General features: G+C 59.6%; 34 protein-coding genes. All 34 read right to left on the minus strand.

What is annotated here, in order from left to right; all coding sequences use genetic code 11:
- Positions 1 to 6: 6 nt before the first annotated feature.
- The 34 genes from HX824_RS05650 to HX824_RS05815 all read right to left on the minus strand — a co-directional run bounded on the left by HX824_RS05650 (position 7) and on the right by HX824_RS05815 (position 21,187).
- Positions 7 to 345, minus strand: coding sequence for a phage tail protein (locus tag HX824_RS05650; protein ID WP_177054258.1), 339 nt, complete (start codon positions 343 to 345; stop codon positions 7 to 9).
- Positions 346 to 348: 3 nt separating this feature from the next.
- Positions 349 to 3,381, minus strand: coding sequence for a phage tail tape measure protein (locus tag HX824_RS05655; RefSeq protein WP_177054259.1), 3,033 nt, complete (start codon positions 3,379 to 3,381; stop codon positions 349 to 351).
- A gap of 27 nt (positions 3,382 to 3,408) precedes the next feature.
- Positions 3,409 to 3,681 carry a DUF1799 domain-containing protein gene (locus HX824_RS05660; RefSeq protein WP_177054260.1) on the minus strand — a complete coding sequence of 91 codons (273 nt, stop codon included), beginning with the start codon at positions 3,679 to 3,681 and terminating at the stop codon, positions 3,409 to 3,411.
- 47 nt (positions 3,682 to 3,728) lie between these two features.
- On the minus strand, positions 3,729 to 4,109 hold the full coding sequence (locus HX824_RS05665) for a phage tail assembly chaperone (protein WP_177054261.1): 381 nt from the start codon (positions 4,107 to 4,109) through the stop codon (positions 3,729 to 3,731).
- Positions 4,110 to 4,112: 3 nt separating this feature from the next.
- Positions 4,113 to 4,769 carry a phage tail protein gene (locus HX824_RS05670; protein WP_003218364.1) on the minus strand — a complete coding sequence of 219 codons (657 nt, stop codon included), beginning with the start codon at positions 4,767 to 4,769 and terminating at the stop codon, positions 4,113 to 4,115.
- Positions 4,770 to 4,838: 69 nt separating this feature from the next.
- Positions 4,839 to 5,258: a phage tail terminator-like protein gene (locus tag HX824_RS05675; protein ID WP_177054262.1), complete on the minus strand. Its 420-nt coding sequence runs from the start codon at positions 5,256 to 5,258 to the stop codon at positions 4,839 to 4,841.
- A complete protein-coding gene (locus HX824_RS05680; RefSeq protein ID WP_177054263.1) occupies positions 5,255 to 5,839 on the minus strand; it encodes a hypothetical protein in 585 nt (194 codons plus the stop codon). The genes HX824_RS05675 and HX824_RS05680 overlap by 4 nt, the downstream gene beginning before the upstream one ends.
- 1 nt (position 5,840) lies before the next feature.
- Positions 5,841 to 6,233, minus strand: coding sequence for a hypothetical protein (locus HX824_RS05685; protein ID WP_177054264.1), 393 nt, complete (start codon positions 6,231 to 6,233; stop codon positions 5,841 to 5,843).
- A gap of 2 nt (positions 6,234 to 6,235) precedes the next feature.
- On the minus strand, positions 6,236 to 6,613 hold the full coding sequence (locus tag HX824_RS05690; RefSeq protein ID WP_177054265.1) for a hypothetical protein: 378 nt from the start codon (positions 6,611 to 6,613) through the stop codon (positions 6,236 to 6,238).
- Between the two features lie 10 nt (positions 6,614 to 6,623).
- Entirely contained in the window at positions 6,624 to 6,929 is a 306-nt protein-coding gene (locus HX824_RS05695) for a HeH/LEM domain-containing protein (RefSeq protein ID WP_177054266.1), read from the minus strand.
- Positions 6,930 to 6,984: 55 nt separating this feature from the next.
- The gene (locus tag HX824_RS05700; RefSeq protein ID WP_003218352.1) at positions 6,985 to 7,962 is read right to left on the minus strand and encodes a major capsid protein; all 978 of its coding nucleotides are present in this window, start codon (positions 7,960 to 7,962) and stop codon (positions 6,985 to 6,987) included.
- A gap of 3 nt (positions 7,963 to 7,965) precedes the next feature.
- Positions 7,966 to 8,703: a hypothetical protein gene (locus HX824_RS05705; protein WP_177054267.1), complete on the minus strand. Its 738-nt coding sequence runs from the start codon at positions 8,701 to 8,703 to the stop codon at positions 7,966 to 7,968.
- Between the two features lie 84 nt (positions 8,704 to 8,787).
- Positions 8,788 to 9,273: a DnaT-like ssDNA-binding protein gene (locus HX824_RS05710; protein ID WP_177054268.1), complete on the minus strand. Its 486-nt coding sequence runs from the start codon at positions 9,271 to 9,273 to the stop codon at positions 8,788 to 8,790.
- Between the two features lie 8 nt (positions 9,274 to 9,281).
- Positions 9,282 to 10,394 (minus strand): minor capsid protein, encoded by a 1,113-nt coding sequence (locus HX824_RS05715; RefSeq protein WP_177054269.1) that lies wholly within the window; start codon positions 10,392 to 10,394, stop codon positions 9,282 to 9,284.
- Positions 10,312 to 11,772 carry a DUF4055 domain-containing protein gene (locus tag HX824_RS05720; protein WP_177054270.1) on the minus strand — a complete coding sequence of 487 codons (1,461 nt, stop codon included), beginning with the start codon at positions 11,770 to 11,772 and terminating at the stop codon, positions 10,312 to 10,314. Before HX824_RS05720 ends, HX824_RS05715 begins: the two co-directional genes overlap by 83 nt.
- Entirely contained in the window at positions 11,772 to 13,109 is a 1,338-nt protein-coding gene (locus tag HX824_RS05725) for a hypothetical protein (RefSeq protein ID WP_177054271.1), read from the minus strand. The genes HX824_RS05720 and HX824_RS05725 overlap by 1 nt, the downstream gene beginning before the upstream one ends.
- Entirely contained in the window at positions 13,106 to 13,621 is a 516-nt protein-coding gene (locus tag HX824_RS05730) for a DUF2280 domain-containing protein (protein ID WP_256346308.1), read from the minus strand. Before HX824_RS05730 ends, HX824_RS05725 begins: the two co-directional genes overlap by 4 nt.
- A 32-nt stretch (positions 13,622 to 13,653) precedes the next feature.
- Positions 13,654 to 14,277 carry a putative metallopeptidase gene (locus HX824_RS05735; RefSeq protein ID WP_177054272.1) on the minus strand — a complete coding sequence of 208 codons (624 nt, stop codon included), beginning with the start codon at positions 14,275 to 14,277 and terminating at the stop codon, positions 13,654 to 13,656.
- Between the two features lie 56 nt (positions 14,278 to 14,333).
- Complete coding sequence (locus HX824_RS05740; RefSeq protein WP_177054273.1) at positions 14,334 to 14,546, minus strand: YodC family protein; 213 nt, start codon at positions 14,544 to 14,546, stop codon at positions 14,334 to 14,336.
- Positions 14,547 to 14,653: 107 nt separating this feature from the next.
- Positions 14,654 to 14,905, minus strand: coding sequence for a hypothetical protein (locus tag HX824_RS05745; protein WP_177054274.1), 252 nt, complete (start codon positions 14,903 to 14,905; stop codon positions 14,654 to 14,656).
- Positions 14,902 to 15,090: a hypothetical protein gene (locus HX824_RS05750; protein WP_177054275.1), complete on the minus strand. Its 189-nt coding sequence runs from the start codon at positions 15,088 to 15,090 to the stop codon at positions 14,902 to 14,904. The genes HX824_RS05745 and HX824_RS05750 overlap by 4 nt, the downstream gene beginning before the upstream one ends.
- Complete coding sequence (locus HX824_RS05755; protein ID WP_177054276.1) at positions 15,090 to 15,278, minus strand: hypothetical protein; 189 nt, start codon at positions 15,276 to 15,278, stop codon at positions 15,090 to 15,092. Before HX824_RS05755 ends, HX824_RS05750 begins: the two co-directional genes overlap by 1 nt.
- Positions 15,275 to 15,508 (minus strand): hypothetical protein, encoded by a 234-nt coding sequence (locus HX824_RS05760; RefSeq protein WP_177054277.1) that lies wholly within the window; start codon positions 15,506 to 15,508, stop codon positions 15,275 to 15,277. Before HX824_RS05760 ends, HX824_RS05755 begins: the two co-directional genes overlap by 4 nt.
- Before the next feature lie 53 nt (positions 15,509 to 15,561).
- Positions 15,562 to 15,906, minus strand: coding sequence for a hypothetical protein (locus tag HX824_RS05765; RefSeq protein WP_177054278.1), 345 nt, complete (start codon positions 15,904 to 15,906; stop codon positions 15,562 to 15,564).
- Positions 15,903 to 16,241, minus strand: coding sequence for a hypothetical protein (locus HX824_RS05770; RefSeq protein ID WP_003218335.1), 339 nt, complete (start codon positions 16,239 to 16,241; stop codon positions 15,903 to 15,905). The genes HX824_RS05765 and HX824_RS05770 overlap by 4 nt, the downstream gene beginning before the upstream one ends.
- Before the next feature lie 137 nt (positions 16,242 to 16,378).
- Positions 16,379 to 17,341, minus strand: a complete 963-nt coding sequence (locus HX824_RS05775) for a hypothetical protein (protein ID WP_177054279.1) — start codon at positions 17,339 to 17,341, stop codon at positions 16,379 to 16,381.
- An 11-nt stretch (positions 17,342 to 17,352) separates the two neighbouring features.
- Positions 17,353 to 17,538, minus strand: a complete 186-nt coding sequence (locus tag HX824_RS05780; RefSeq protein ID WP_177054280.1) for a Com family DNA-binding transcriptional regulator — start codon at positions 17,536 to 17,538, stop codon at positions 17,353 to 17,355.
- Positions 17,513 to 17,848, minus strand: coding sequence for a hypothetical protein (locus HX824_RS05785; RefSeq protein WP_256346929.1), 336 nt, complete (start codon positions 17,846 to 17,848; stop codon positions 17,513 to 17,515). Before HX824_RS05785 ends, HX824_RS05780 begins: the two co-directional genes overlap by 26 nt.
- A gap of 170 nt (positions 17,849 to 18,018) precedes the next feature.
- Positions 18,019 to 18,564, minus strand: a complete 546-nt coding sequence (locus tag HX824_RS05790) for a hypothetical protein (RefSeq protein ID WP_177054281.1) — start codon at positions 18,562 to 18,564, stop codon at positions 18,019 to 18,021.
- Complete coding sequence (locus HX824_RS05795; RefSeq protein WP_177054282.1) at positions 18,561 to 19,157, minus strand: recombination protein NinG; 597 nt, start codon at positions 19,155 to 19,157, stop codon at positions 18,561 to 18,563. The genes HX824_RS05790 and HX824_RS05795 overlap by 4 nt, the downstream gene beginning before the upstream one ends.
- Positions 19,148 to 19,426, minus strand: a complete 279-nt coding sequence (locus tag HX824_RS05800) for a hypothetical protein (RefSeq protein ID WP_177054283.1) — start codon at positions 19,424 to 19,426, stop codon at positions 19,148 to 19,150. The genes HX824_RS05795 and HX824_RS05800 overlap by 10 nt, the downstream gene beginning before the upstream one ends.
- Positions 19,423 to 19,938 carry a hypothetical protein gene (locus tag HX824_RS05805; protein WP_021491154.1) on the minus strand — a complete coding sequence of 172 codons (516 nt, stop codon included), beginning with the start codon at positions 19,936 to 19,938 and terminating at the stop codon, positions 19,423 to 19,425. The genes HX824_RS05800 and HX824_RS05805 overlap by 4 nt, the downstream gene beginning before the upstream one ends.
- Positions 19,935 to 20,411 (minus strand): hypothetical protein, encoded by a 477-nt coding sequence (locus HX824_RS05810; protein ID WP_177054284.1) that lies wholly within the window; start codon positions 20,409 to 20,411, stop codon positions 19,935 to 19,937. The genes HX824_RS05805 and HX824_RS05810 overlap by 4 nt, the downstream gene beginning before the upstream one ends.
- Entirely contained in the window at positions 20,408 to 21,187 is a 780-nt protein-coding gene (locus HX824_RS05815; protein WP_177054285.1) for a hypothetical protein, read from the minus strand. Before HX824_RS05815 ends, HX824_RS05810 begins: the two co-directional genes overlap by 4 nt.

Here is a 21,187-nt window from a genome sequence, read left to right on the forward strand (position 1 = left end):
GTTATCTCAGGGGTGAAAGGTTTGTTCAAAGGTCGCGGTGATCGCGTAAACCTGGCCGCCGCGGTGCACTGGCTTGTAGCCGTTGCACTTGTAGAGGCCCAGGTCTCCCAGGGGCGGCTGCCAGAGGAAGCCCTTTGCACCCTTGTGCCGGTCGATGAAGTCCATGATGTCCTTGATCCGGCCCTTCATGCCGGTGAAGGTGACTGGCCAGGACTGGGATTTGTTGTTGATCCCGTCCTCGGTGGACTGCGCGTAGCCGTCGGCAAACTGCTTCGTGCGCACGCGCTGCTTGATATCACCCTCGACGCCCTTTTCAGTGGCCCAGGTAAATCGATCGATTGCCATAAATCATCCTTTCACTTGGCGGAAACTCTGGCCGCCTTGGCGCCAAGACTTGGCGATCTCTTCTGTTGCAATTTGCCGGGTGCGCGTCTCCATGTTGCGCTGGAACAGTTCTGCGTCGAACTCGGCCCCGTCTGGGCGGCCGGCCTCTTGGTCCGTCAGGATGATCGGCATGCTGAGGCTGAGGTTTACCCCGCCACCGCCGCCTCCGACCGCAGAAACACCCAGCTTGCCGTTGGCTGTGCGGGTGAGCGGCATGATTGCCTCGTCGCCCGCCTCGCCCATGACCCCGGTTTTGCCGTTGGCCATGCCGAACGCCGTGGGCTTGCTGACGATTGAGTTGGTGAAGGCGCCGCCGTCGGCGAACATCTGCACACCGCCCGACCAGGCGCCACCCTTGGCCTGAATGCTGCCGGGGGTGAAGTTTGAAAGGTCGGTACCGGTGTACCCGGCCTGACTTGCCCCGCCAGAGCCACTGCCGCCAAAATAGCTCAGACCTGCGCCAAACAAGCTGCTGAGTAACTGTGAGCTCGCTTGTCGAGTGGCAATCCGCGCCATGTCCGCAAGGATCGATTTGGCAAAGTCAGCAAACGACAGCTTCCCAGTCAGCGCGAAATTAACCACCGCATCTTCCATGGAACTGAAGGCATTGCCGAACAGGGTTTTGGTCTGCCCGGCAATGTTCTTCGCCGAATCCAGGTAGTTGGCCCAGGCCGACGTCGCGCCCTTCGTCCAGTCGCCCTGGGCGCTCTCCACATCCGCGTAGTTCTGCCGGATCTGGTCAGTGGCGGCTTTGTTCGCATCTGCGAGCGCCTGGGATTTTCGCTTGAACTCCTCCTCCGACATGTTGCGCGACGGGTCGGATTTCTGGTTGGCCAACTCCAGCGACTGCTGAGCAAACCGGTCTTGCTGGCTGTTCAGTTCGCCGTTGAGTGCGTTCTGGCGGTCCCCCTGGCCAACGCCGAGTACTGCGCGTTGGCCGGCAAGTTCCAGGGCTCGCTGTTGCTGAGCCAGGGCCTGCACGTAGGTGGTGATTGACCGTTCCTGCTTGGCTAGGCGTCCGGTCTCGTTGGTGGCCAACACCTCAAGTTGGCTGTCGGCCTCCTTCTGCGCCTTGACCATCCCTGAGCGCGCGTCAGCGATCTTCTGGTCCAGCTGGATGCTTTGCGCGGCCGTTGTCGCTTTCTTACCTTTGACGGCCTCCAGCGCGGCAATCTCGGCCTCATAGGCTGCGGTCACCTCGTCGCGCTGGTTGCCGATCAGGGCTTCACGCTTCAGCGCGTAATCGGCCTGAGAAATGAGCCCGGCCTTCTCCGCGGCGTCCAGTCGCTTCTGGGTGTTTTTGTACTCATCAACGATCGCTGCCAGGTTGTTCTTGGCATCATTGAAGCCCGTCAGGTCAACCTGAGTGCCGGCTGTTTTCGGGTCCTTGAACTTATCGTTGATATTGGAAATATTCTTGTCGATCGCCGACTGATCGAGCCGCGAGTCCTTCGGGTCAACCTTGCGGATATCGTCGAGTTGCCGCCTATATTCCTTGATCGCCTCAGTGCGCTTTTGCTCGTTCGTCCACGACGACTTGGTCAGGGCATCGATCTTGGCCATCGACGAAACAGCATCGCCCTGCGCCTTCGCCTGCTCGCCTTCCCACTTAGCGATATCGGCCTGGGCCGCCTTTTCGTCCTCAAGCATGTTCAGGCGGTTCTGCCGGAACTCGATCAGGGCATCCTTTGACTTTTGATTTTGAAACAACCCATCCATATTCTGGGCTTCGAGCAATCCGGCCTTCGCGTCCTCAATGTCCGAATTAATGTCCCGACGTCCGGCGTTTTTCAGTCCATCTGCCGCCTTGGCAACTGCGTTATACGCCCGCTCCCAGAAGCTCAGGTTTTCCAGAATCTTGGGGGTGCGCTCGTTGATTGCATCGGCGTACGAATCGGTAGCCAGCTTCACAGCGCCGGCGTGATCGCCCTGCTGCTCCAGTGCGGCAATCTGCGAGTAAACCGAGGCAGTCAGATAGTGGTACTGCTCGTTCAGCGCAGCAGAGGCCTTTAACGGGTCGTCTGCAAGCTTGGAGAATTCGGCGACCGTCTCGCTCACGGCCTTGCCGGTGGCTTCCTGCATCGACACAGCAGCCTGGGTGATGCCGGTGAAGCTGTCCCCGGCGATCTTGCCGTTGTCAGCCAGCAGCGCCAGCACGGCGGCGGCTTGACCGGTGGTACCGACCGTTGCGCTCACCTGGCGCGCCATATCCCCCAGTTGGCCAGCGCTCACTCCCGCGTAGTTGCCGGTGAGGATCAGCGACTTGTTGTATTTGTCCTGCTCTTCGCTGCCCTTGTAGTAGGCAACTGCCAGGCCGCCCACGGCTGCGGTGGCCAGGGCCAGCGGCCCCAGAATGGCAAGCAGCCCAGCAGCGCCTGCCCCAGCCCCGGCGCCCAGTTGCGCAACCGCACGCACACCACTCCCCCAGTCGCCCGAGGAAAGCGCATTGCCCAACTGCACGACGTTTTCCTGCGCCTGGCGGGTGCCTAGGCGCAGCTTGTCGAAGCCGGTGGTGGTCTTTTCGAGCTTGGCATAGTCCTTGTCGATCTTGCTCAGGGCAGTGTTGTACTCATCCTGGCTGATGCGGCCGGCGTCCAGGTGTTTGCCCAGTTGCTCGACCTGCGTGTCCAGCTTGGCCAGCGCGCCACGGGCCGGGTCAATCGCTCCCAACAGGCTGTTGAGAGCCTTCTGCTCATCCATCGCGGACTTGGCCAGCGCGATCTGCTGCTTATCGAGCTGCGCCGAGATATTCGCGGCCTCGGCCTCGCCATAGGCGCCGGTCTTGGTCAGCTTGGTGAGTGCGTCACGCTGCTTCGCTAGATCCTGCGTGGTTTTGGCGCTGGTAGACAGCGACTTTTCCAGGGCCTGCATTTCGTTCATCAGGCTGGCAGCGGATTGCTCGGCCCGGCCACCGGCCTTCGCCATCTCATCCAGGCTCGTTTTTGCCTGGATTGCATCGGCCGAGTCGATCTTGACGCCGAGTTCTGCAATGTTCATCGACTCACCTTGAATAAGTGCCCGTGTTTACGGGCTGTTTTCCCTTTCCTCCGCCATGACGCGCAGGGCTTCGCCTTCCAGCACCTGAAGGTCAGGGAAGATTTCAGCGAGTTTCTTTTTCTTGATGCCGAGGAACCCGGCCACGTCGCGGATGCAGGTGTAGTCGAGACCGATCGCGCCACCGGCGCCCGCCCGCCACTGAGTCGACATCCGGTTGAACAGGAAGAACGCCGGCCAGTTGCAGGGCCAGACCTCGGTCACCTCTTCAAGGTCACTCGGGGTGAGCCCGAACAGGCCCATCAACTCAGCAGGTACCGCCGGCGCGTAGAGTGCGCGGGCGGCGTCCGTCAGTTTCCCAAGCGGGCCTGATTGAATGCGCTCTGGTAGGCATTCACGACCGCCTCAGCGGCGCCCTGGCAGGAGGTCACCAGCGCCCGAATGCTCTTGTCTTCGAACTTGTCGTCGAAGCCCCAACCGACTACCAGGTCCTTGATCTGCTGCGACTGCTGCTCAGTGTCAGCAGCAACGATTTCGGAAAGCGTTGGGCTTTCGCCCAGGGCGGCCCGAGCTTCATCGCGCTTCAGGTTCCATTCATCAAACAGAGCGGCAAGCCCCGGGCGATCCCGATACTTAAAGGTGAACTCGATTTTCTCGGGCTCACCACCAACGATAGGGATCGACACTAAGGCCTTGAACGTCGGGTTTTGGGCAATTCTGATCTTTGCCATGGGTTACGCCACCGCAGTTAGGTAACGGGTCGGTTCGCCCTGCAGCGCCAGGTTGACGGTGCGGGTCAGCAAGTTGCTGCGGGACACAGTCGGCTGGTTGGAGAAGGAGGTGAAGGCGCCGTAGAACAGCGTGTCGTTCCCCGGCAGGTTCAGGCGCGCAGCCTGAATGGTCTGGCTGGCATCCGCTGCACGCAGGATGGCGTTGAACGCCTGGCCCGGGTCATCCGCAATGGTCAGCGCCAAGCTGGCCGCCGCTTTGTCGGTTGGCATCTGGCGGCCCTGTTTGTCTTCCAGGAACACCACGTCCAGATAGTTCTGGGTGCCGCCGGCAAAAGCCACGTCAGTGATTTGCGGAATCTGTACCCAGGTCAGCACTTTCTTCAGCGAGCCGATACCGGAGCCGGCCGGGTAGACCTGCACGTCGGTGGTATCGATGCCTTCGAGGGTGATGGCAGTGGCAGTAGCCGCCTTTACACGCACAACGCGGTTACCCAAGCGAGTCCAGCCAGAGGTGACAATCACGATGTCGCCAGCAGCGAGCGTACCGCCAGTTACAGTGGCCACAGCCTCAGCCGCGTTGCTCAGTGCCGAAAACGGGATGTCCGGGCCATAAGTGGCACCGTGCTGGAAGGTGCCGCCGTCTGGAATTTTGTAGCCCATGGGTATTTCCTCTTTGCAGAAATGACAAAACCCGCACTTGGCGGGTTCAGGATTTGCCCAACGGGCAGGTTATGGTGTGGTGTCGGACCGGTACGAGAACGACAGCGGTATGGTGTAGGTGGAGTCGCCGGTGATACCTGGCCCCTGATCTACCGGCGTCATGGGCGTGACGACGAAGCCGTTCTTCGTGTCGCGCACATACAGCGGGAAGAGGTCGGTCAGTTCGGCTGCTATCGGGTTCGTCTTGGTCTTGCCCGTGCCAGCCGGCGCGATGATGCTCACTTGGAACACACCGGTGAACAGTCGGTGGTCACCGCCGAGAGTGTTGCTCGCGGTGTCGCCCGGGATAGTGAAGGCCCGCAGGTAGGTCTCGCCTGCCGCCGGCGTATAGGCCGTGTTTTCGAAGACGATCTTAAGCTTCTCCGACCTGGCAGCGTTCCAGGCGATGAGCTTGGCCTCGTAGATCGAAGCGATGATTGCGTGACTCATACCTGGTTGTTCCTGATGGCCTCCAGCACTATCTGCTGAAAGCGAGCCACGGTTACCCGGACCATGCCGCCGGGGGCCTGGGTGGAATGGCCGAACTCCAGCGGTATCGCGTAGGGCAAGTTGTTAATGATGTAAGCGATCTGGCCGGCGGTGAAGTCGCTCATCGCAGCAACCAGCGCCGCAGTGGTTTCGGCGCCGCTCGGGTCTACCTCGTCAAAGGTGACGTTCTCGACCACGCCGAGCGATATGTGCCAGTTCGCACGGAACCGGCCGCCGACGTAGCCTTCAGGCGCCTTGATGTCCATGCCGTCGTTGAGCTTGCGGCCCTTCTTCAGCCGCCCGCCCTTCGTGAGGTTGGCCGGATCACTGCGCAGTGCGCTGTTGTGATCGTCGACGGCCTTGTTGTACTGGGTCGCCACAGCGTTCTGTGCCCAGATCTCCGGGTTACCCACGGGGGACATCCGGATCAGGCTGCTCCCGACCTCGATAATGATCTCGCGCACACTGGCGTCGATGGCTTCACCCGTCTGAGCGGCGAACTCGGCCAGGCTCAGGGCGAAGCTGCCGGATTGGGTCGCCATATCATTTCCTCAGTTGCGCCGTCCACGTCGCATCAGCCGGGTCGGCGGACAGGTTCACCACCCGCAGCCCGTTGACGATATCGCCAATGGCCGGGGTAGCCGGTACCGCCGTCGGCACGCCGGCCTCCGACACGAACAGCTCGTTTTGCAGCACCAGCAGCTTCTTGTCGGTGGTCTGGATGAGAGAGCCGTCGATTTCCTTGGACAGGTAGCTGCCCAGAACTCCGCGCCCCGAGTACGTCACGGTGGTCTCCGGTGTTTCGCCACCCAAGTCGGGGTCATACTCGCCCGCAACCTTGCGCACGCCCGTCACCGGCTTGACCGCATCGGCCAGGCCATCAGGATCGTCGAACGACTCGGCCAATTCAGCCTGGATCTCTTCGCGCATACCCATGATCAAATCCTTTTCAGCATCATCACGCCGGAGCGCCTGATCCACGGCTCCAGCAGGGCTAGAGCGAAGTTGACTCCCGCCGACTGATCGGTAGAGCCCGCCACGTAGGTTTTGCTCACCGATGTCCCGGACTGAGCCGAGACCGTCTTGCTCTGCACTTCCTTCTGCGTTGCTGTGTACAGCTTGCCCGCCGCCGCCTCTTTGGCGACCTGGGCGCCGGCTGTTTTGATCTCGGTCGGGACCGGATCGGGAACAACCCGCTTAATCTTGGCTGTGAGCCAAGCGTTGGCCATGGTCACAGCAAGGACCGGATCACCGGTGCCGGCCCAGTCAGGACCGAGCTGAGCGTCAACATCGGCGACGGTGATGAAATCGGTCATGTGCTTGTCCTTATTCCGCTGGCACCAGGCCCTGCAGGTCTTCTTTCTTGGCGGACGGGTCGAAGGCAATGCCCTTCTCGGTCAGCCATTCTTTCAGCTCGGGGACCTTCATTTTCAGAGGGTCGGTTTCTTTGCTCTCTGGCTCCTTGCCGTCGGACACCTTGATGCCGGCCGCCTGGTAGGCGTCGAAGATGTCCGGGGCATCGCCATCGACCACCACCTCGGTAGCGGAGCCGATGACACCGAAGAATTCGCTCAGCAGGCGGTAGCACACGCCACGCTCCTTGCCCGGCTTGTCCGTGTAGATCACTTTCATGAGTCACCTCAAAAGCATCCCGGCGCCATACGGGCGCCAGGCTGTGTGGGCCGAATTACGGCGTGGTGGTACCGCTGATCACAGCGGCGAACGGAACCTGCTTGCGGCTGAACACGCGCTGCCAGTTCGCAGCAGCGGCGTATTGAGTGGCGGTCGGGCTGAGGTTCTGAGCCTCTGAACCCTTCCAGCTGAAGCCGGCAGGCTGGAGGATGTAGGTCTTCCGCTCCCACAGCACTTCGGCACCACCACCGTTACCACCGCCTGGCTTACGCTCCAGCTCTACCGGCACCTTCGGCGTGCCTTCGCCGTAACCGAAAGCGCCCTGGCCGAAGAACACAGACAGGTACTTACCCGCGCCATATACCAGGGCATCGTCCATGAACACTGGCTTGCCGAGGTAGGTGGCCAGGATGATCTTGCCGTCGGAGTCACGCAGGTATTCGATGAGGTCCTGTTTGACCATCTGGTTCATCACCACCGAGTGCACGCCGATCGCGCCGAACTGGTCAGCGGCATCGCCGGCGGTGAACGCAGCATCCTGGAAGGCATTCGCACTGATGGTCGCGCCCGCGTCGATGACCATGTCACCGCCGTTGTTCGCGATGTTCGAGGCGATGATGCCGCGAGCCGCCCCCAGGGTGTAACGCTGCCACTGGCGGGTCCAGTAGGTGCCGAAGCGGTTGCGAATCTGCTGCTGAGGTTCAGTGTTGGCCAGCTCGGCAGTCAGGTCGGTCACGCCGTAACCTTTGTTGAGGTACAGGACGCGTGCACGCATGCTGTCCTGGGTGACTTTGCCGACTTCGCCCTGGTCGTTCGGGTCGTCGTTGCTGATGTTCGGAGCCTCATCAGCGTTGAGATCCTGCCAGTAGCTAATTTCGGCGGTGCCCTGGCTGCCGGAGGCGATCGCATCCAGTACAGGCGATCGGGTCACAATGCCCGACTCGTACACAGCGGTCTTTTCCGGGCTGTTAACCGGTGCCAGAGAGGCGTAGTAGTCGCCGACGAAGATGTCGGTCAGTTGGGTAGTTGCCATGGATTAGGTTCCTTTGGTGGCCTGGATTTTCTTGAAGAGCTCAGGGTTGTCACGGGCGATCGCAGCGCGCTCGGTTTCCGTGTAATCACCCCACTTTTTCGTGGCCTTGCCACCGTTGTCGCCGGTCTGCCCGGCACCCTGAGCCCTTGGCCACAGGTGTGTTGCTGTTTCACGCAGAGATTCCGCCCATTCGAGCGGCGACAGCGGGGTTTTCCCGTCCTTCCCGTAAACGACCTCGCCGTCACGATCGGTGGCAATCGCCTCGCCGTCTTCACTGAGTTTGAAAGTGCCCCGAGCGCGCAGGATGATGTCCTCGGCAGCCTCAGGGAGCGCGCCGGCCTTGATGGCAGCAGCGCGGATGGAATCGGCCAGCACCTTGTCGCTGTACTTCGCAGCGAAGGCTTCGGCCTTGTCGGCGCGGCCCTTCTCAGCAGCCAGTTTGGCGTCGTAGTCGGTGCGCAGGCGCTCGGTGCGTTTGGTGATGACCTCGTCGAGCTTGCCCTCAGCCAGCAGGCGGGTTTCTTCGTCCTGGCCGACCTTGGTGAGCAGGGCCTTCACCGCATTGATGTCCAGGCCCTCGAACTGGGTTTTGAAGCCATCCAGTTCAGTTTTGGTGGTCCGGAGCGAGCCAAGCAGCTCGGTGTTTTTGTTCTTGAGGCCCAGGGTCGCAGCCTCGACAGCTGCAGCAATGGCGGTCTGAACTGCCGGGTCTTCAAGATCAATCTGGTTTTCGTCTGCCACTTGGTGCACCCCTTGGGTTTGGTCGGCCCGCTTTGCAGGCAATAAAAAACCGCCCATTGGGCGGTTTGGTTTGAATTCTGTGTTTTATCGGACTATCGAGAGCCCGCGCATGACCAGGTAATCAGCGAATTGCGTCCTGCTCGGTGCGTATGGCGGCGGCCGCATGCGAAAGCCTGGCGTATCTCGGTTGAGCCGCGTGCGCCGGCCATTGGGCTCAGTGCAATGCGTTGGTTCCTCAATCTGGAACCCCTGTTCGACAGCATATAGCTCGACCGCCAGCCGTACCTGGCCCCATTCAAGCTCAAAAGGCACGAATGTCTCAGACAGCGTTTGGTATTCGATCTTGCATTCACGCCGGGGCCAGGCCATTGCCTGCTCAGGCTTGGCCTTGCGCCCTTTCCATTGGCGACCGTTGATGTCAGCAGCAGCGCGCAGTAGCAGTTCGACCTGGTCAGCCTCTGCTTCAGGTATCCGGAACCCGTAGTAGTCGCGGTAGAAGGTCAGCTTCTCCAGCGGCACGAAGCTATTCGCGTCTGGTCTGCCCTTCCCGTCCTCAACGATGATCTGCATGTGCTATCTCAACCTGGTTGAGCGCCGAGTGTAACGCCTGCTCGGATGAACATGTCAGGCTCTGCTTCCTTCAGCTGCGCCAGCGTCAGCGGTTTGAATGACTTGTCGAGCTGCAGCTTGGCGAACTTCTCCGGCGTCAGCCCTCCATCGCGGAACAACTTGCCCCGGACCGGCCCGAGAGCATGATCCTGGAAGCTAGCCGGTTGCGTTGCCAGCCACTCGTAATAATTCAGGCCTGCGTCGACCTGGGCCCCACCGTTATCGCCCACCGAGGCGCGAGTGGCGTCCTTCGCGAACATATCCGAAAGCCTGGTGGTCGGCACCGTAGTTGACCGGCAGTTGATGTGCGCCGGTGGCAGCGGACCTTTGCCCAGGTCGAAACGCATCCCATCCAGGCCCTTGCATTGCTGCGAGGTCTTGCGGTCAAGCGTCGACACCCAGCGATAGCCCAGCACCACGTCACTGTTGGCCTTCAACGTCTCCATTCGTGCCGTGGTGGCTACGTGCTGGATTGCCGTCTGCACCACGGCGGCAGCATTGCGGTTGCTCACCGCCAAGACGCCATCCGTGAAGTTCTGCGCCGCAGTTCCGCGAATCGCCTGAATGATCTGGGCGTTGGTCTGGCCCTGGCCGAAGCCGAGCCGGATGGTGTTCGTGACGCGCATCGTCTCGGTCCGAGTCCACCCACTGACAAAGCTCTTCAGCAGCTTGCCGCCGTCTATGCCCTTGACCTGAAGCGGATAGGAGAACACCGCCGCACGTATCACCGTGCTGGTCGGCACCACCGCATCGATGGAGAGTGCATTGCTCAGGCTTTTAGCCTCGAAGGTTGACTCGTACAACGCGATATCGACCAGATCGGCCTGCACCAGGTCGCCGTAGGCCTTGTAGATCTCCAGCAGCTTGCCGTCCACCCGGGCCAGGAACTGCTCAAGGCGGTCCCGGCTGTAGGTGGTCAGCTCCTTGCGGGTGAGTTGCTCCCGCACCAGCTTGTCGATCTGGCGCAGGTACTTCTCGAATTTCTTGACCTCACCGGCCTTAAGTCGCTCCAGCATTACCGAGTGGCGGGTCGTCTGCTCCAGCAGTTGGCTGTCCGCCTGCGCCAGGCTTGTCGTTGGCATCGTCGTTGTCCAGGTTGATGCCGGCCGACTCGCGCTCATCGCTGATCAGGTCGGCCTCTTCGTCATATGGGCGGTCCGGCAGCTTGCCGGTGGTGAGGTACTGCCAGTAGGTGTCGGCGCTGATTGTGCCGGCCATCACACCCTTGAGCAGTTCGGCGAGCACCTGGGCGTCGACCACCGGGGTCACGAACTCAGGGTTCACCTTGAACTTGACCTGCTTCGGGTCGTAGCCCCTCCACTCGGCGGCGTATCGCAGGCCCTGCTCCACCGCCTCGGCCACCGTGATGACGATGCTGTGCAGTGTGGCGTGCTGGTCGTTCTGACGCGTCTTGCGCGCCTCTCCCGACTCTGTGCCGGCTACATCCATGACCTTGGCACCGGCCTCAAGCGCCGCGTTCTTCTGGTCATCCATGGCTTTGCGGTTGGCTTCAATGCCGGTGCCCTTGAATTCAAGGTATTCAGCCTTTCCGTTCGGCCCAAGATCCCAGGCAGCGGATGGACCGGTTACGCTCAACTCCACCGCCTCATCCAAACCCGACACCCACGGCTGCGGATGACTGGTCTGATGCAGAGAGCTGAAATAGTCAGCGCTGATCTGATAGGACTTCAACGCGGCCCGCGCCATGGTGAGCAGCGGCACCTCGTCGACATCTGGCGAGTTGTCGGTCGAGCCGCAGTAGATCACCGGCAAGTACGACAGGCCTTTAACCAGGCGGTTGTCAGTTCCTGTTGTGCCCAGCGGCTTTTCGTCCTCGATCAGCTCACCGCCTTCATTCCGCACGGCGGTGTAGCAGACCTCGTTGAGCATGAAGAACTCACGGAAAACCGTGATGCAGTCATGGCTGTAGCGATCGCCGCCCTTCTTGCGGAACTCGCGGAACACAGAAAGCACCAGGTCCTGCCGGCCGCCTTGATCAGCCGTGTCCCAGTTGATCGCGTTGCGCGTGGCGTACGTCGAGAAGTATGGTTCGCCGCTATCGTCGATGTTCACCACCAGCGGCACCCGGCCATGGGAAATAGCCTGGCGTACTAGGCGGAAGAACAACTGCTTCAGGCCGAAGCCGTCGGCTGTGGCGTTGTCCTCCAGCCCCTTCAGCCCGGCGGGTAGCTCAATCTCCGGGATAAGCCGCGAGACCAGGCCCATCATCGAACGCAGCGAGTCGCGCACCCAGTGCTCGTACTGAGCCCGGTTCGTGTAGTTCTCGTAAAGGTACTTGTTGCCGGCGCCGTCGATCTTTTCGGCTTCGACCATGCCGCTTGGCTTTGGCAAGTTGCGCTCGTTGCGCTTTACGGCGCACTCACCCTCGAGCGCGTCGTCCATCATCTCCCACTCCGCGATGTGCGCGTCGTAGTCGGGGTTTGTCGATTGCACTGGCATCAGGCCAAGCCTCCAATTCGGCGTGTTCCGCCTGTGCGTTTGATGCACGGCCACTCAACGTCGATGCAATAGCCGATCGCCGTGGTGATGTGCTGGTAGTCGTTTTTCTGGTCTTCCTGGAAGGTCGACCCCATCTGAAGCTGGACCGTACTCAACCCCTTGTGGCACCAGGGAGCGGTGACCGGGTTAATGAATAGGCTGGTTTCGCCTGAGGCGGTCAGAATCTTCGCCCGGACAGCGTTCTGCCGGTCCTTGATGGACGGGTGCGCCGGCTTGACCTTGCGCGTGTACGTCCAGCCATTGGCCTTCAGCACGCCCTCGATGTCGGTGTAGTCGGATGCGTGTCCGTGCTTCTCGCCTGCCTTGCCCGCGGGGTCGCCGTAGATCAGGACGTGCTTGTTTTTGTGATCCTTGAACTTGTCCACGAACTCCGCAGCCGACTGCTTCGAAACGGCGCTAATCAGCACGATCTCATCCAACAGATAAAGGTCTTTGCCATCGTTGCGCCGGACACCGATCGCAGATGACAGAGGCGTAAAGTTCTGGTCGTGCATCCACATCAGCTGCTCATGCGGCTCAATGGCTGCATCGGTGGTGTTCGCTTTGCTGTAGTCCTCGTAGATCCGGCCAGACGCCGTTTCGAATGAGGCTTCAAATTCCTGCTTGAACTGCTTGGCCGACATAGCCCGCTTCATTGCGTCCATGACGTCAGCCGGAAGAATCTCGGCCGATTTCCAATGGAACACCCGGAAGTTCGGGTCATTGCCCGACTCCGCCTGCATGCACAGATCGTAGTAGTGGTTCAGGCCGTCAGGTACGCCGAGCAACCAGCACCAGGCCCGATAATCCGGCATGGTTGGGTTGACGGTGTTCAGCGCAGGGAGAATGTTTGCCTCCCAGGCATCCGGCTTGATGTCCGCGAATTCGTCGATGCCGCCGCCGGTCCAGGGGATACCCTCAATTCGCTGCGGCTTGTCCAGGCCGATGACGTGAATCTCGCTGCCGTTGTCCAGGTAGATGATCAGGTCGGACTCGGACGGCCTGCGACTGTGCATGCAGCAGAGCGTGAAAGCCTTGAGGTCATCCCAGAAGATTTTCTTCGCCTGGGCGTGCGTTGGTGCCGCGGCGAAGTACATGCCGCTGTACGCCGATGCCTGCTTCACCACGAAGCGCTTGAACCGCTCAGTCTTTCCGCTGCGACGGCCTGCGGGCACCAGTGGAAAGCGAATTCCTTCCGACACCGCTGCCACCAGGGCGAGTTGCACCGGGTGATCTTTCAGTGGGTACCAGCGGGACAGTTGGCGATCAAGCATCAGGTTGCCAGTGTTCGCGATCATGACGGCAGCCTCGCGATCAAATCGGCCAGCAGCTGGGCATTGGAGTTGCCACCGCCCTTCTCTATCAGCTTGAGCTCGGCTTTACGCTTCTCGATCTCAAGCAGTTTGATTTCTTCATCCAGCGACTTGTCAGGCTCAACGCGGCGATTGACATAGACGTCACCCGTCTCTTTGGCTGCTTGCTCGTAAAGCTGGGCAGTCAGCGCCAGGTTGCGCATGTTCTCGGCCTTCTCGGCCAGCCGCCCAAGGCCGCGAAGTCGGTACGCGCGATTGGCAATAGGGATATCGGTTGTCTCTTCGCGGAATCGCTTGCGAGCAGCGTGGAACAGGTCCACCCAGGTCTTGCCGAGCTTCTGCCCGGCAAACTTTGTCGGGTCGTGCGTTTCGCATTGCTGGCGGGTGATCTCAATCCCGAATTCTGTCTTGACCGCTGCTACCACCTGGGATGGCGTATCGAAGCAGGCCAGAGCCTGAACGATGAAGGCTTTGACCTCGCTTCGTAGTACTGCCATATGGTTGTCATCCGTCAATACCTGTCATGGAATCAGGCCGACTTGAGCAGACAGGTTCCGCAGGCCCTCGCAATGTTCAATTTCCCCACCTCAGCAGGACTGTTTGCAGCATCCACCAACGCTTGAACGTCCGGGCTTGCACCGTAGCGGCGGACGACACCGACGAATTCTTCAACGTCGTGGCCCTGCAGCTTGATCTTCGGTGCGCCGTCTTGGGTGAATGCTGGTTGACCGTACTTGTCGGTCGCGTGAGCCAGGTGATACAGCTCGTGCTCGATCAGCGCGCAGAACTCAAGGTCGCTGCACTGGGCGCAGTAGTCAGCAGCCAACGTGATGATGAAGGCCGGCACATCGCCGAACCAATCACGCATCTGCTGCTCCATCCGGGCTTTCTGCCAACCACCTGCGCGGAACGCTACTTGTTCGGCCTGGCCAAGCACTGTCCTGCCCTGCTTCTCGAAGCTCGACGACGCCCACATGACCCGGATGTCTGCATCCAGCAGGTGAGCATGGTCTTCGTTGTGAATGGTGCCGGTGTCAGCAAGGATCTCGGCTTGGAGCCATTCCCATACCTCGGGAGCCGGGGTCAGTCGGATACCGAGATTGGAAAGGTCCGACAGTTCAAGCAGTGACGATGGAGGGTATGGCCTGTCCATGCATCCTCCAAAAACAAGAAACCCTGCACTTGGCAGGGCTCTATAAAAGCTGAAAATCAGATCGATGTTACTGAAAACTCACCAGCAGATACTTTCTCCAGCACCGCTAAATCGAACACCTTCTCTTCACTTTTTGTCTTATCGAACCACACGCAAAGCGCACCGTTCTCTGGGTTGCCGCCAAAGCTGTAGTCGCCCAAATCCTGAATTGTCATTTTTGGTCCGCCACTTTTGAGCTGGACCACATCGCCTTTCTTAAAATCAGACATCTTGTTGCTCCTTAAAACGTAGGGGGTGTATCAAACAAGATGAGGTCGCCGGATGTCATTTCAACATCAAAACAACACCTAGTTGAAATTATCCTCCCCCTAAACGCTCAGTCAGCCTGCCCCAGCAACACATCAATCAGCTTCTGCTCACCCAAGCGCATCGCACCGAGGCATTGCAGGTCATCGCACTTGGGACCGAGGCCGAACACGGTTACCTCTCCCTTAGCACCGATCAGCGTCAGCGCGCCTACAGCGCACTCAGGATGCTCTCCCGCGTCGAGGTCGTCGGCGATCTTGCGAAGGGTCTTTGCAGCATCTCGCCAGCCCTCGCGTTTGAGCTCAACGATCTTCACGCTCATGCCGTCACCTGCTGCAGCCACTCTTCAATGATCCGCTGTAGCACTGGCTCAGTCAGGGTCGAAGAAGGCTTGTCGCCAGCGATCACCGATTGAACCAGGGCGTGCGGGACTACGTGGACGGCATCACTGGCTACCACCATTAGGTGCGGGCGCTGGTCGGCGATGTCGTGGATGGTGGCGGTCATTAGGTCACCATCTGGTGTGTCTGTGCATGGGCGTGGCCGTGGAGCAGCCCAACGATCAGGCCTTGAGGAAGACCGGCGGCCTTTGCGGCGTCCACAGCGTTAGCAATGGCCTTGTCGAGAGCGCTCACTGCCGTGTTGATGTCAGGGCTCATCGGCAGCGCGTGGCGCAGGCGGGTGACTTTGTTCATTCGTCGCCCTCTACCTTTATCTTGTCGCCATCCAGCTTGAAAACAACGGTGAGTTCACACGTGGAGCGCTCGCTGGCCATGCTGGTGGATACCTGGCACGGGAGAATCTGGCCGTCCTCAGTGTGGAGAGCAAATGGTCCGAGCTCACCGATACCGACGTGCTTTGGCTCGGCATCGCAAAGGGCCTGGATAGGCACGGTCTTCTCGATCCGTTTGAGTATCAGCTTCATCTGTCGCTCCAATGCCGCGCCACGATTTGGCGCATTCGAAAACGTGGCGCGGATTACTTGCCCCGGCGCTCGACACCACCAGGTGCCTTGTCACAGTGCAGGCAGTGCTCGCAGTTCAGCATCCGGCAGAGCCACACCTTCACCCGTTGCCAGTACGTGACCATGAAGATGTGGCGGGCACCGGCCAGAGCCAGGGCGACGTGCAGCGTCAGGCCAGCAGTGGTCGGGCCGAAGAAGATGTTCTGGCTGCGCACCGACACGACGAAACCAGTAATGGCGATCGTGGTGTAGATCAGCTTCCCGAGAATGCCGTCCCTTACCTTCCCGCTCAGTACGCACCACGCTGCCCACAGCGCGATAAGGCCGCAGGCTATGGAGTTGATCAGTTCAAGATTCATGGTGGGTTGCCTCCCCCGAACCGCTGGCGAATGAGCGCCCAGAGGTCAGCGGATTTAATGGCTCGATTGATGGCCGCCAGGAGCGAGCCGCCGAATGCCCCCAGCAGGAAGCCGATACCGGCGACGATCTTCGGCTCGGTGACGCCGAGGTAAGTGCTGACCATGCTGGTGAGGTAGATCGAACAGGCCATACCGGTGATGAGGAAGATCATCCAGGCGCGCCAGTCGTTCAGGTCGTCCTTGTGCCACCAGCTGGCGATCACAGCCCCAACCAGGCCCGCAATCAGTAATTCGAACCTGTCGATCTTGTCGAGCAGGCGCTGTAGATACTCCATGCGCTCGACTCCGTGGGGCATGTTTGAAATAGGTCAGCCCCGACGGCACTCCCTGCTTAGAGCGAAGGGTGTGGCGGGGCCGAAAATGAAAAAGCCCAGCGCGACGGCTGGGCTCTATTACGCAAGGAGATAGAAGATCATGGAGTCCAGTAAGCAATCTTGCCGTCTGCACCAACAGCTACAAATTTGCCATTGCCGTAGGCGACGCTCCGGATATCGGTTCCTGCGAAAGTGTTGGCTTGCTGAATCCAGCCGAGCCCATCTTCGGAAACGGCCGTCTTGCCGCCGTCGCCGACAGCCACATACTTGCCATTACCGTAAGCAATGTCGCGGATGATGGTTCCACCGAAACTGGTATCTTCAACAGCAGTCCAGCTAAGCCCATCGGATGAATATGCCATCTTGCCATCCGCACCAACGATAAACATTTTCCCGTTGCAAAGCTTCATGGAAAGGATAGTGCTAGTGCCGAAGGTGCTGGTTCTGGTGTTGAATGTTTGCGGATTTTCCGTCGCCATCTTCACAGCGCTAAGCAGCTTCCCATTCGATCCCGCAACCAACACAAAACTGCCAATGACGTTGACGCAGTACACAGTCTCGCTAGAAGTGAAGGTCGTAGTGCGCTCCACTTGGCCTGACCAATCGCTATAACGGGAAAAGACTTTACCGTTAGACCCAACCAGTATCCAGGTGTAGTCATTGCCGGAAATTGGCTGATAAAACACAATGCCTTGCAAGTCTCCGGACGCGCGAACAGTTGCCGTAAGGTCTGTCCAAACCCTTTCAGGGTGGTCTGCGTTGCCGAAGAACAGATTGCCGGATTGAGAAAGGGCTTGAAGCGATGACCCAATACCGTTCCAGTACAGCTCGTTGAGGACCTTTCCGCTATCAGAGGTGAGGGCGCCCTTCAGCTTGGTCCACGCTGTACCAGTTGCGCCTCCGATGACAACCTGAGTGGTTGTGGGAAGACCATTGCCACCAACCGCATAAAACTTGCCTTGCGCAAAAACCACGCGCCTAAGCATGCCGGTGTTATCCACCGGTTCTACTTGAGTCCAAAGATCTTGCAAGGTTTGAGACGCCGAGTTTGCGTTTTCCATTTTAAACTCCATTACTGAGCTGATTTAAGTTCAGGCCTCTGAATTGGGCGTATGGCGCTCATGGGCGATTGCTCGAGGCTCGTGGCCTTCACATGATTCAACGTCCCGCATCGGGAACACTTGATCTGGAGCTCTGTAAACCCACCCGTACGGGCGAGAAGTCGGTTGCAGCTACCGCATCTGATTTCTTTCAACATCTGCAAATTCCTTTTGCTGAATCGCCCTTTCCTTGGGCAATAAAAAACCCCGCTCTAGGCGGGGCTTCATAAAAATTTTAGTCGCTTGAAGTTGAGGGACTGGGGCCTCGTCGATGCTGATGCAGTGCTCAATGTCCGTTATTTTCTTCAGTGCAAGCTCGGCCGTTGAATAAGCTCCGAACATTCTGCCCTGATAAAAAACAACCCACGCTAACTGAATATCCGCGTTGCCAGCCTGCCCTACAACCAACTTCTTGAACCGTTCCGCCAAGTCGTCGACATGCATCTGTGCCATGCCACGCAAAACCATGACGCTCTCCCAGTTTATAGTCGGAAGCTCTATTTTCGACCTTGCACAAACTGAGCGCAATAAAAAGCCCGACATATAAGCCGGGCTTTTCAGTGTGAACCCCTAACGCGCAAGATCGATAGGATGGGTAAATACTCTCTCACTTTCTCACTCATTGCAACGGCTTTTTGCTACGCCACACAACTTTCGATTAACCCTTCCGCATCAAGCAGTTCCTGAGCGGCAGTGAGAGCTTCGTTCACCTGGTCATCCAGAGTCTTGCGGATCCCTGAGCGCCACCGGTACCGAGTAGATTCAGGCTTGCCGTCGTTATCCCAATTTGTGATGTCGTACCAGGCGGCCGGCAGCACAGCGGCGGAACGCTTGCCCTCGGCACCGGCAACTTGCGGGATGGCCCAGGTCAGCACCGCGCATTCCCGGAAGCGCTTCGGCGCCGGCGTTTTCACAGAGTTCAGCAACTCCAGTATCGCACCGTGTTTTCGTTCCTCATGCGTCGAGTACTTCGCCACCAGTGCCCGCCAGTGCGCCGGGGTCAGCGTCTTGTGCAGTCGGCCGAACACCCAGCAGTCCTGGAGAAACGCGGCCTCCTTGCCGACGATCTCCCCCTTCTGCTTGGCGCACTGCACCTTCGGCTCAAAGTCGCAGCCGCCGGCGGAACTGATGGTCTTGGCCGCAAGGGCTCGAACTACTGCTGAAACAACGTTGCGATAGGTCATGCTGCAGCCCTCTTCAGCTCTCTTGTCTTCGCCCGGTAGTAGGCCTTGATGCCCTTGATCTGCTCGACGGTGTACTTGCGCACGCTCTGGTCAGCTTCCAAGGCGTCGACGGCCTCCTGGCCGATTCGCGCAATCAGGCCGATCCGGTAATCCACGGCATTGCCCGAAAGGAAGCGGTTGTCCTGCTTGCTCTGTGCGTGACAGTTGCGCTCATCGAAGCGCAGGTGAGGCGCGGAGCCAACGCTGCGGTAGTGGCCGGCATCGACTGCGTTGCCGCTCCAGTCCAACGGCTTGCCGCTGGAGATACAAGGGTGGCCGGCGGCCTGGTCCCGGGCGCGAATGTATTCGTTGAACGCCTGCTGAGCCTCGCGCATGTGCTCGCCGCGACTCTTCAGTTTCTCCTTGCGGATCTTGATCTCGCGGCGCTCAACCTGGGCCAGAGACTTGCGAGCCTTCGCCTGGTTCACATCCTTGATGGCCAGGCCGCAGGTGTAGTTGCACACCGCCTGCCCGAGGCGCTGTGGGACGAATGAGGCCCCGCAAGCGGGGTTGTCGCAGGTTTTCTTCTTCCGTTCCTTGGTTGCTACAAGCATGGCTCAGCCTCCTTGGCTTTCTGCTGCTCTGTGGTGAAGTCGCCGCGCAAGGGCATCAGTTGCTCAGGCTTGAAAAAACCGTAGCCGTCTTCGCCATCTCGTCCAACGATCCAACCGTCATGTGGAGCGACCCACAGCCGGCCGCCTGGCTCTTCAGCTTTCTGCCCCTGGTGCCGAAAAATGACGAGGGTCACTTGCGACATAGAGGGAATTCCGTAACGCGCTACCAGCGTCAGAGCTGGATCACACGGCTTAAAATTATGGCTCATGCGGCCTCCTTGAATGCTTCGAACTCGGCCATTTCGGTCAGCCGCTCTTCCGTGAGCGTCGGCCAGTCGTGCAGCACCAGGTACGCGCAGCACTGGCGCCAAAAGTCTTGGAATGTCTCCTCCCCCATCGAGTCGTAGGAAAGGCTGCGGGGCGTCTTGCGGGTAAGCTGGCCCAGGCCCGGAATGTCGAACGCTTCCTCGTCGCAGTACACGCCCGACTCCAACTGCAGTGCCTTGATCGCGTCGTGGGACTGCTTGCCGGAGAACCGGTCGATGTTCTGGCTCAGCACCCGGCCCAGGCCGTGGACCAATCCGTTAAACCGTGGATTGCGCGGCTGCTTGAGGTCGGCGCGGATCTTCGTGTTGATCCGGAAATCCCGCTCACGAAGGATTGACCGGTCGGCGTCGGAGGACGGCACGAACGCTGCAACCTCCTTGCCCGTAGCAGGATCGACCAAGCGGCGCAGCACCAGGTACACAGGCATTGGACGGGGCTTGGCGGGCTTAGTCATGCTGCAGCCTCCGTCAAAGTCTCGCCGGTGCGCTGGGCCAAAAGATGGTCGCGCGAGATAAAGGCATCGACGACGAAGCCGCCAAGGTCGATCGCCAGCGGGTTGCCCTCACCCTTCCCGCGCGCCACGTAATACTTGCGGTCCTCGCGCCCCTGAACCGGGTCGAGCACGAAGTAGCCCTCGTCGGTGACCTCGATCAGGATCTGGTGGTTGCCGCCTTCGATGTTGAGCGAAGGTGACGTGCACAGATAAGCCCCCTCATCGGCCAGGGGTGGGCAGTCCAGGCTGAAGAAAGCCGTGTATTCAACGCCGAGGCGCTCTAGCATCTGCCGCATGGTCAGGTCGCCGTCGCGATAGGGCTTGTGCATCTCTTCGATGACTTCCTGTGCCGGCCGACCAACAATCATTGCCATGCAGGTCGACACGCAGCTGTAAGGGCATGGTTGCATTTGGTGAGTAATGATCGGGTTCATGACTGCTCTCCCTTGCCCATGGCGGCGCCCGGTTCGGCCAGTACCGAGGCGACAGTCGCAATCTCAAACCACTTGGTCCAGTACACGTCCTGCCGTTCGCCCGACTCATAAGCGATGAAGGTGGTATAGCCCTCTTCCGGCAAGCCAAGATCCGCAACTACTTCGGCCACAGCGTCTGCGATTAACCCAAAGTCGTCAGAGCCCAGCCAATTGCCCAGCAGATGCGTAATTCGGACGGTGTATTCGCCCTCTTCGACGTCACAACCGCACTCGGTTTCAATGGTGATTTCGAAAACCTTCTGGTCTCCACGGCGATCCTTGAGGCGGGTGAAATCGTATTCCTCGAAGCCCGCAACGCGCCCCCTTTCAAGGTCTTCAATGGCCGTATTCAGCGCCTCGTTCTCGGCCTTGAGCTGCTTGCGCTCGCTGGAAACATCAATCAACTTGGCTGCATTGCAATCGCATTGGCCGCGCCATTCGCCGACCATGTCATGCACGTCACCGGTATCGCCGCAACTCCAGCAGGACGGGCCGCTCCGCCAAACCTCAAGCTCTTGCGCAAGATCACGTTCGGTTGCGCTCCGCAATGTGTTCAGGCGCTCGTTCTCGGCGATCAGCGCCTGGACTGCGGCAGGTGTTGCCACGGGCACGAACTCAAGAAACGCCACTTCTGCTTGGCAATAGCTACGGTCCTCTTCCCATGCTTCACCCGGCAGGTATTCGCCGGCAGCGATGCAGGCCTCGGCCAGCCGCTTCAGTTCGGTGTAGTCAGTCAT

It is taken from the genome of Pseudomonas sp. D4002, assembly GCF_013385665.1.
Taxonomy (GTDB): Bacteria; Pseudomonadota; Gammaproteobacteria; order Pseudomonadales; family Pseudomonadaceae; genus Aquipseudomonas.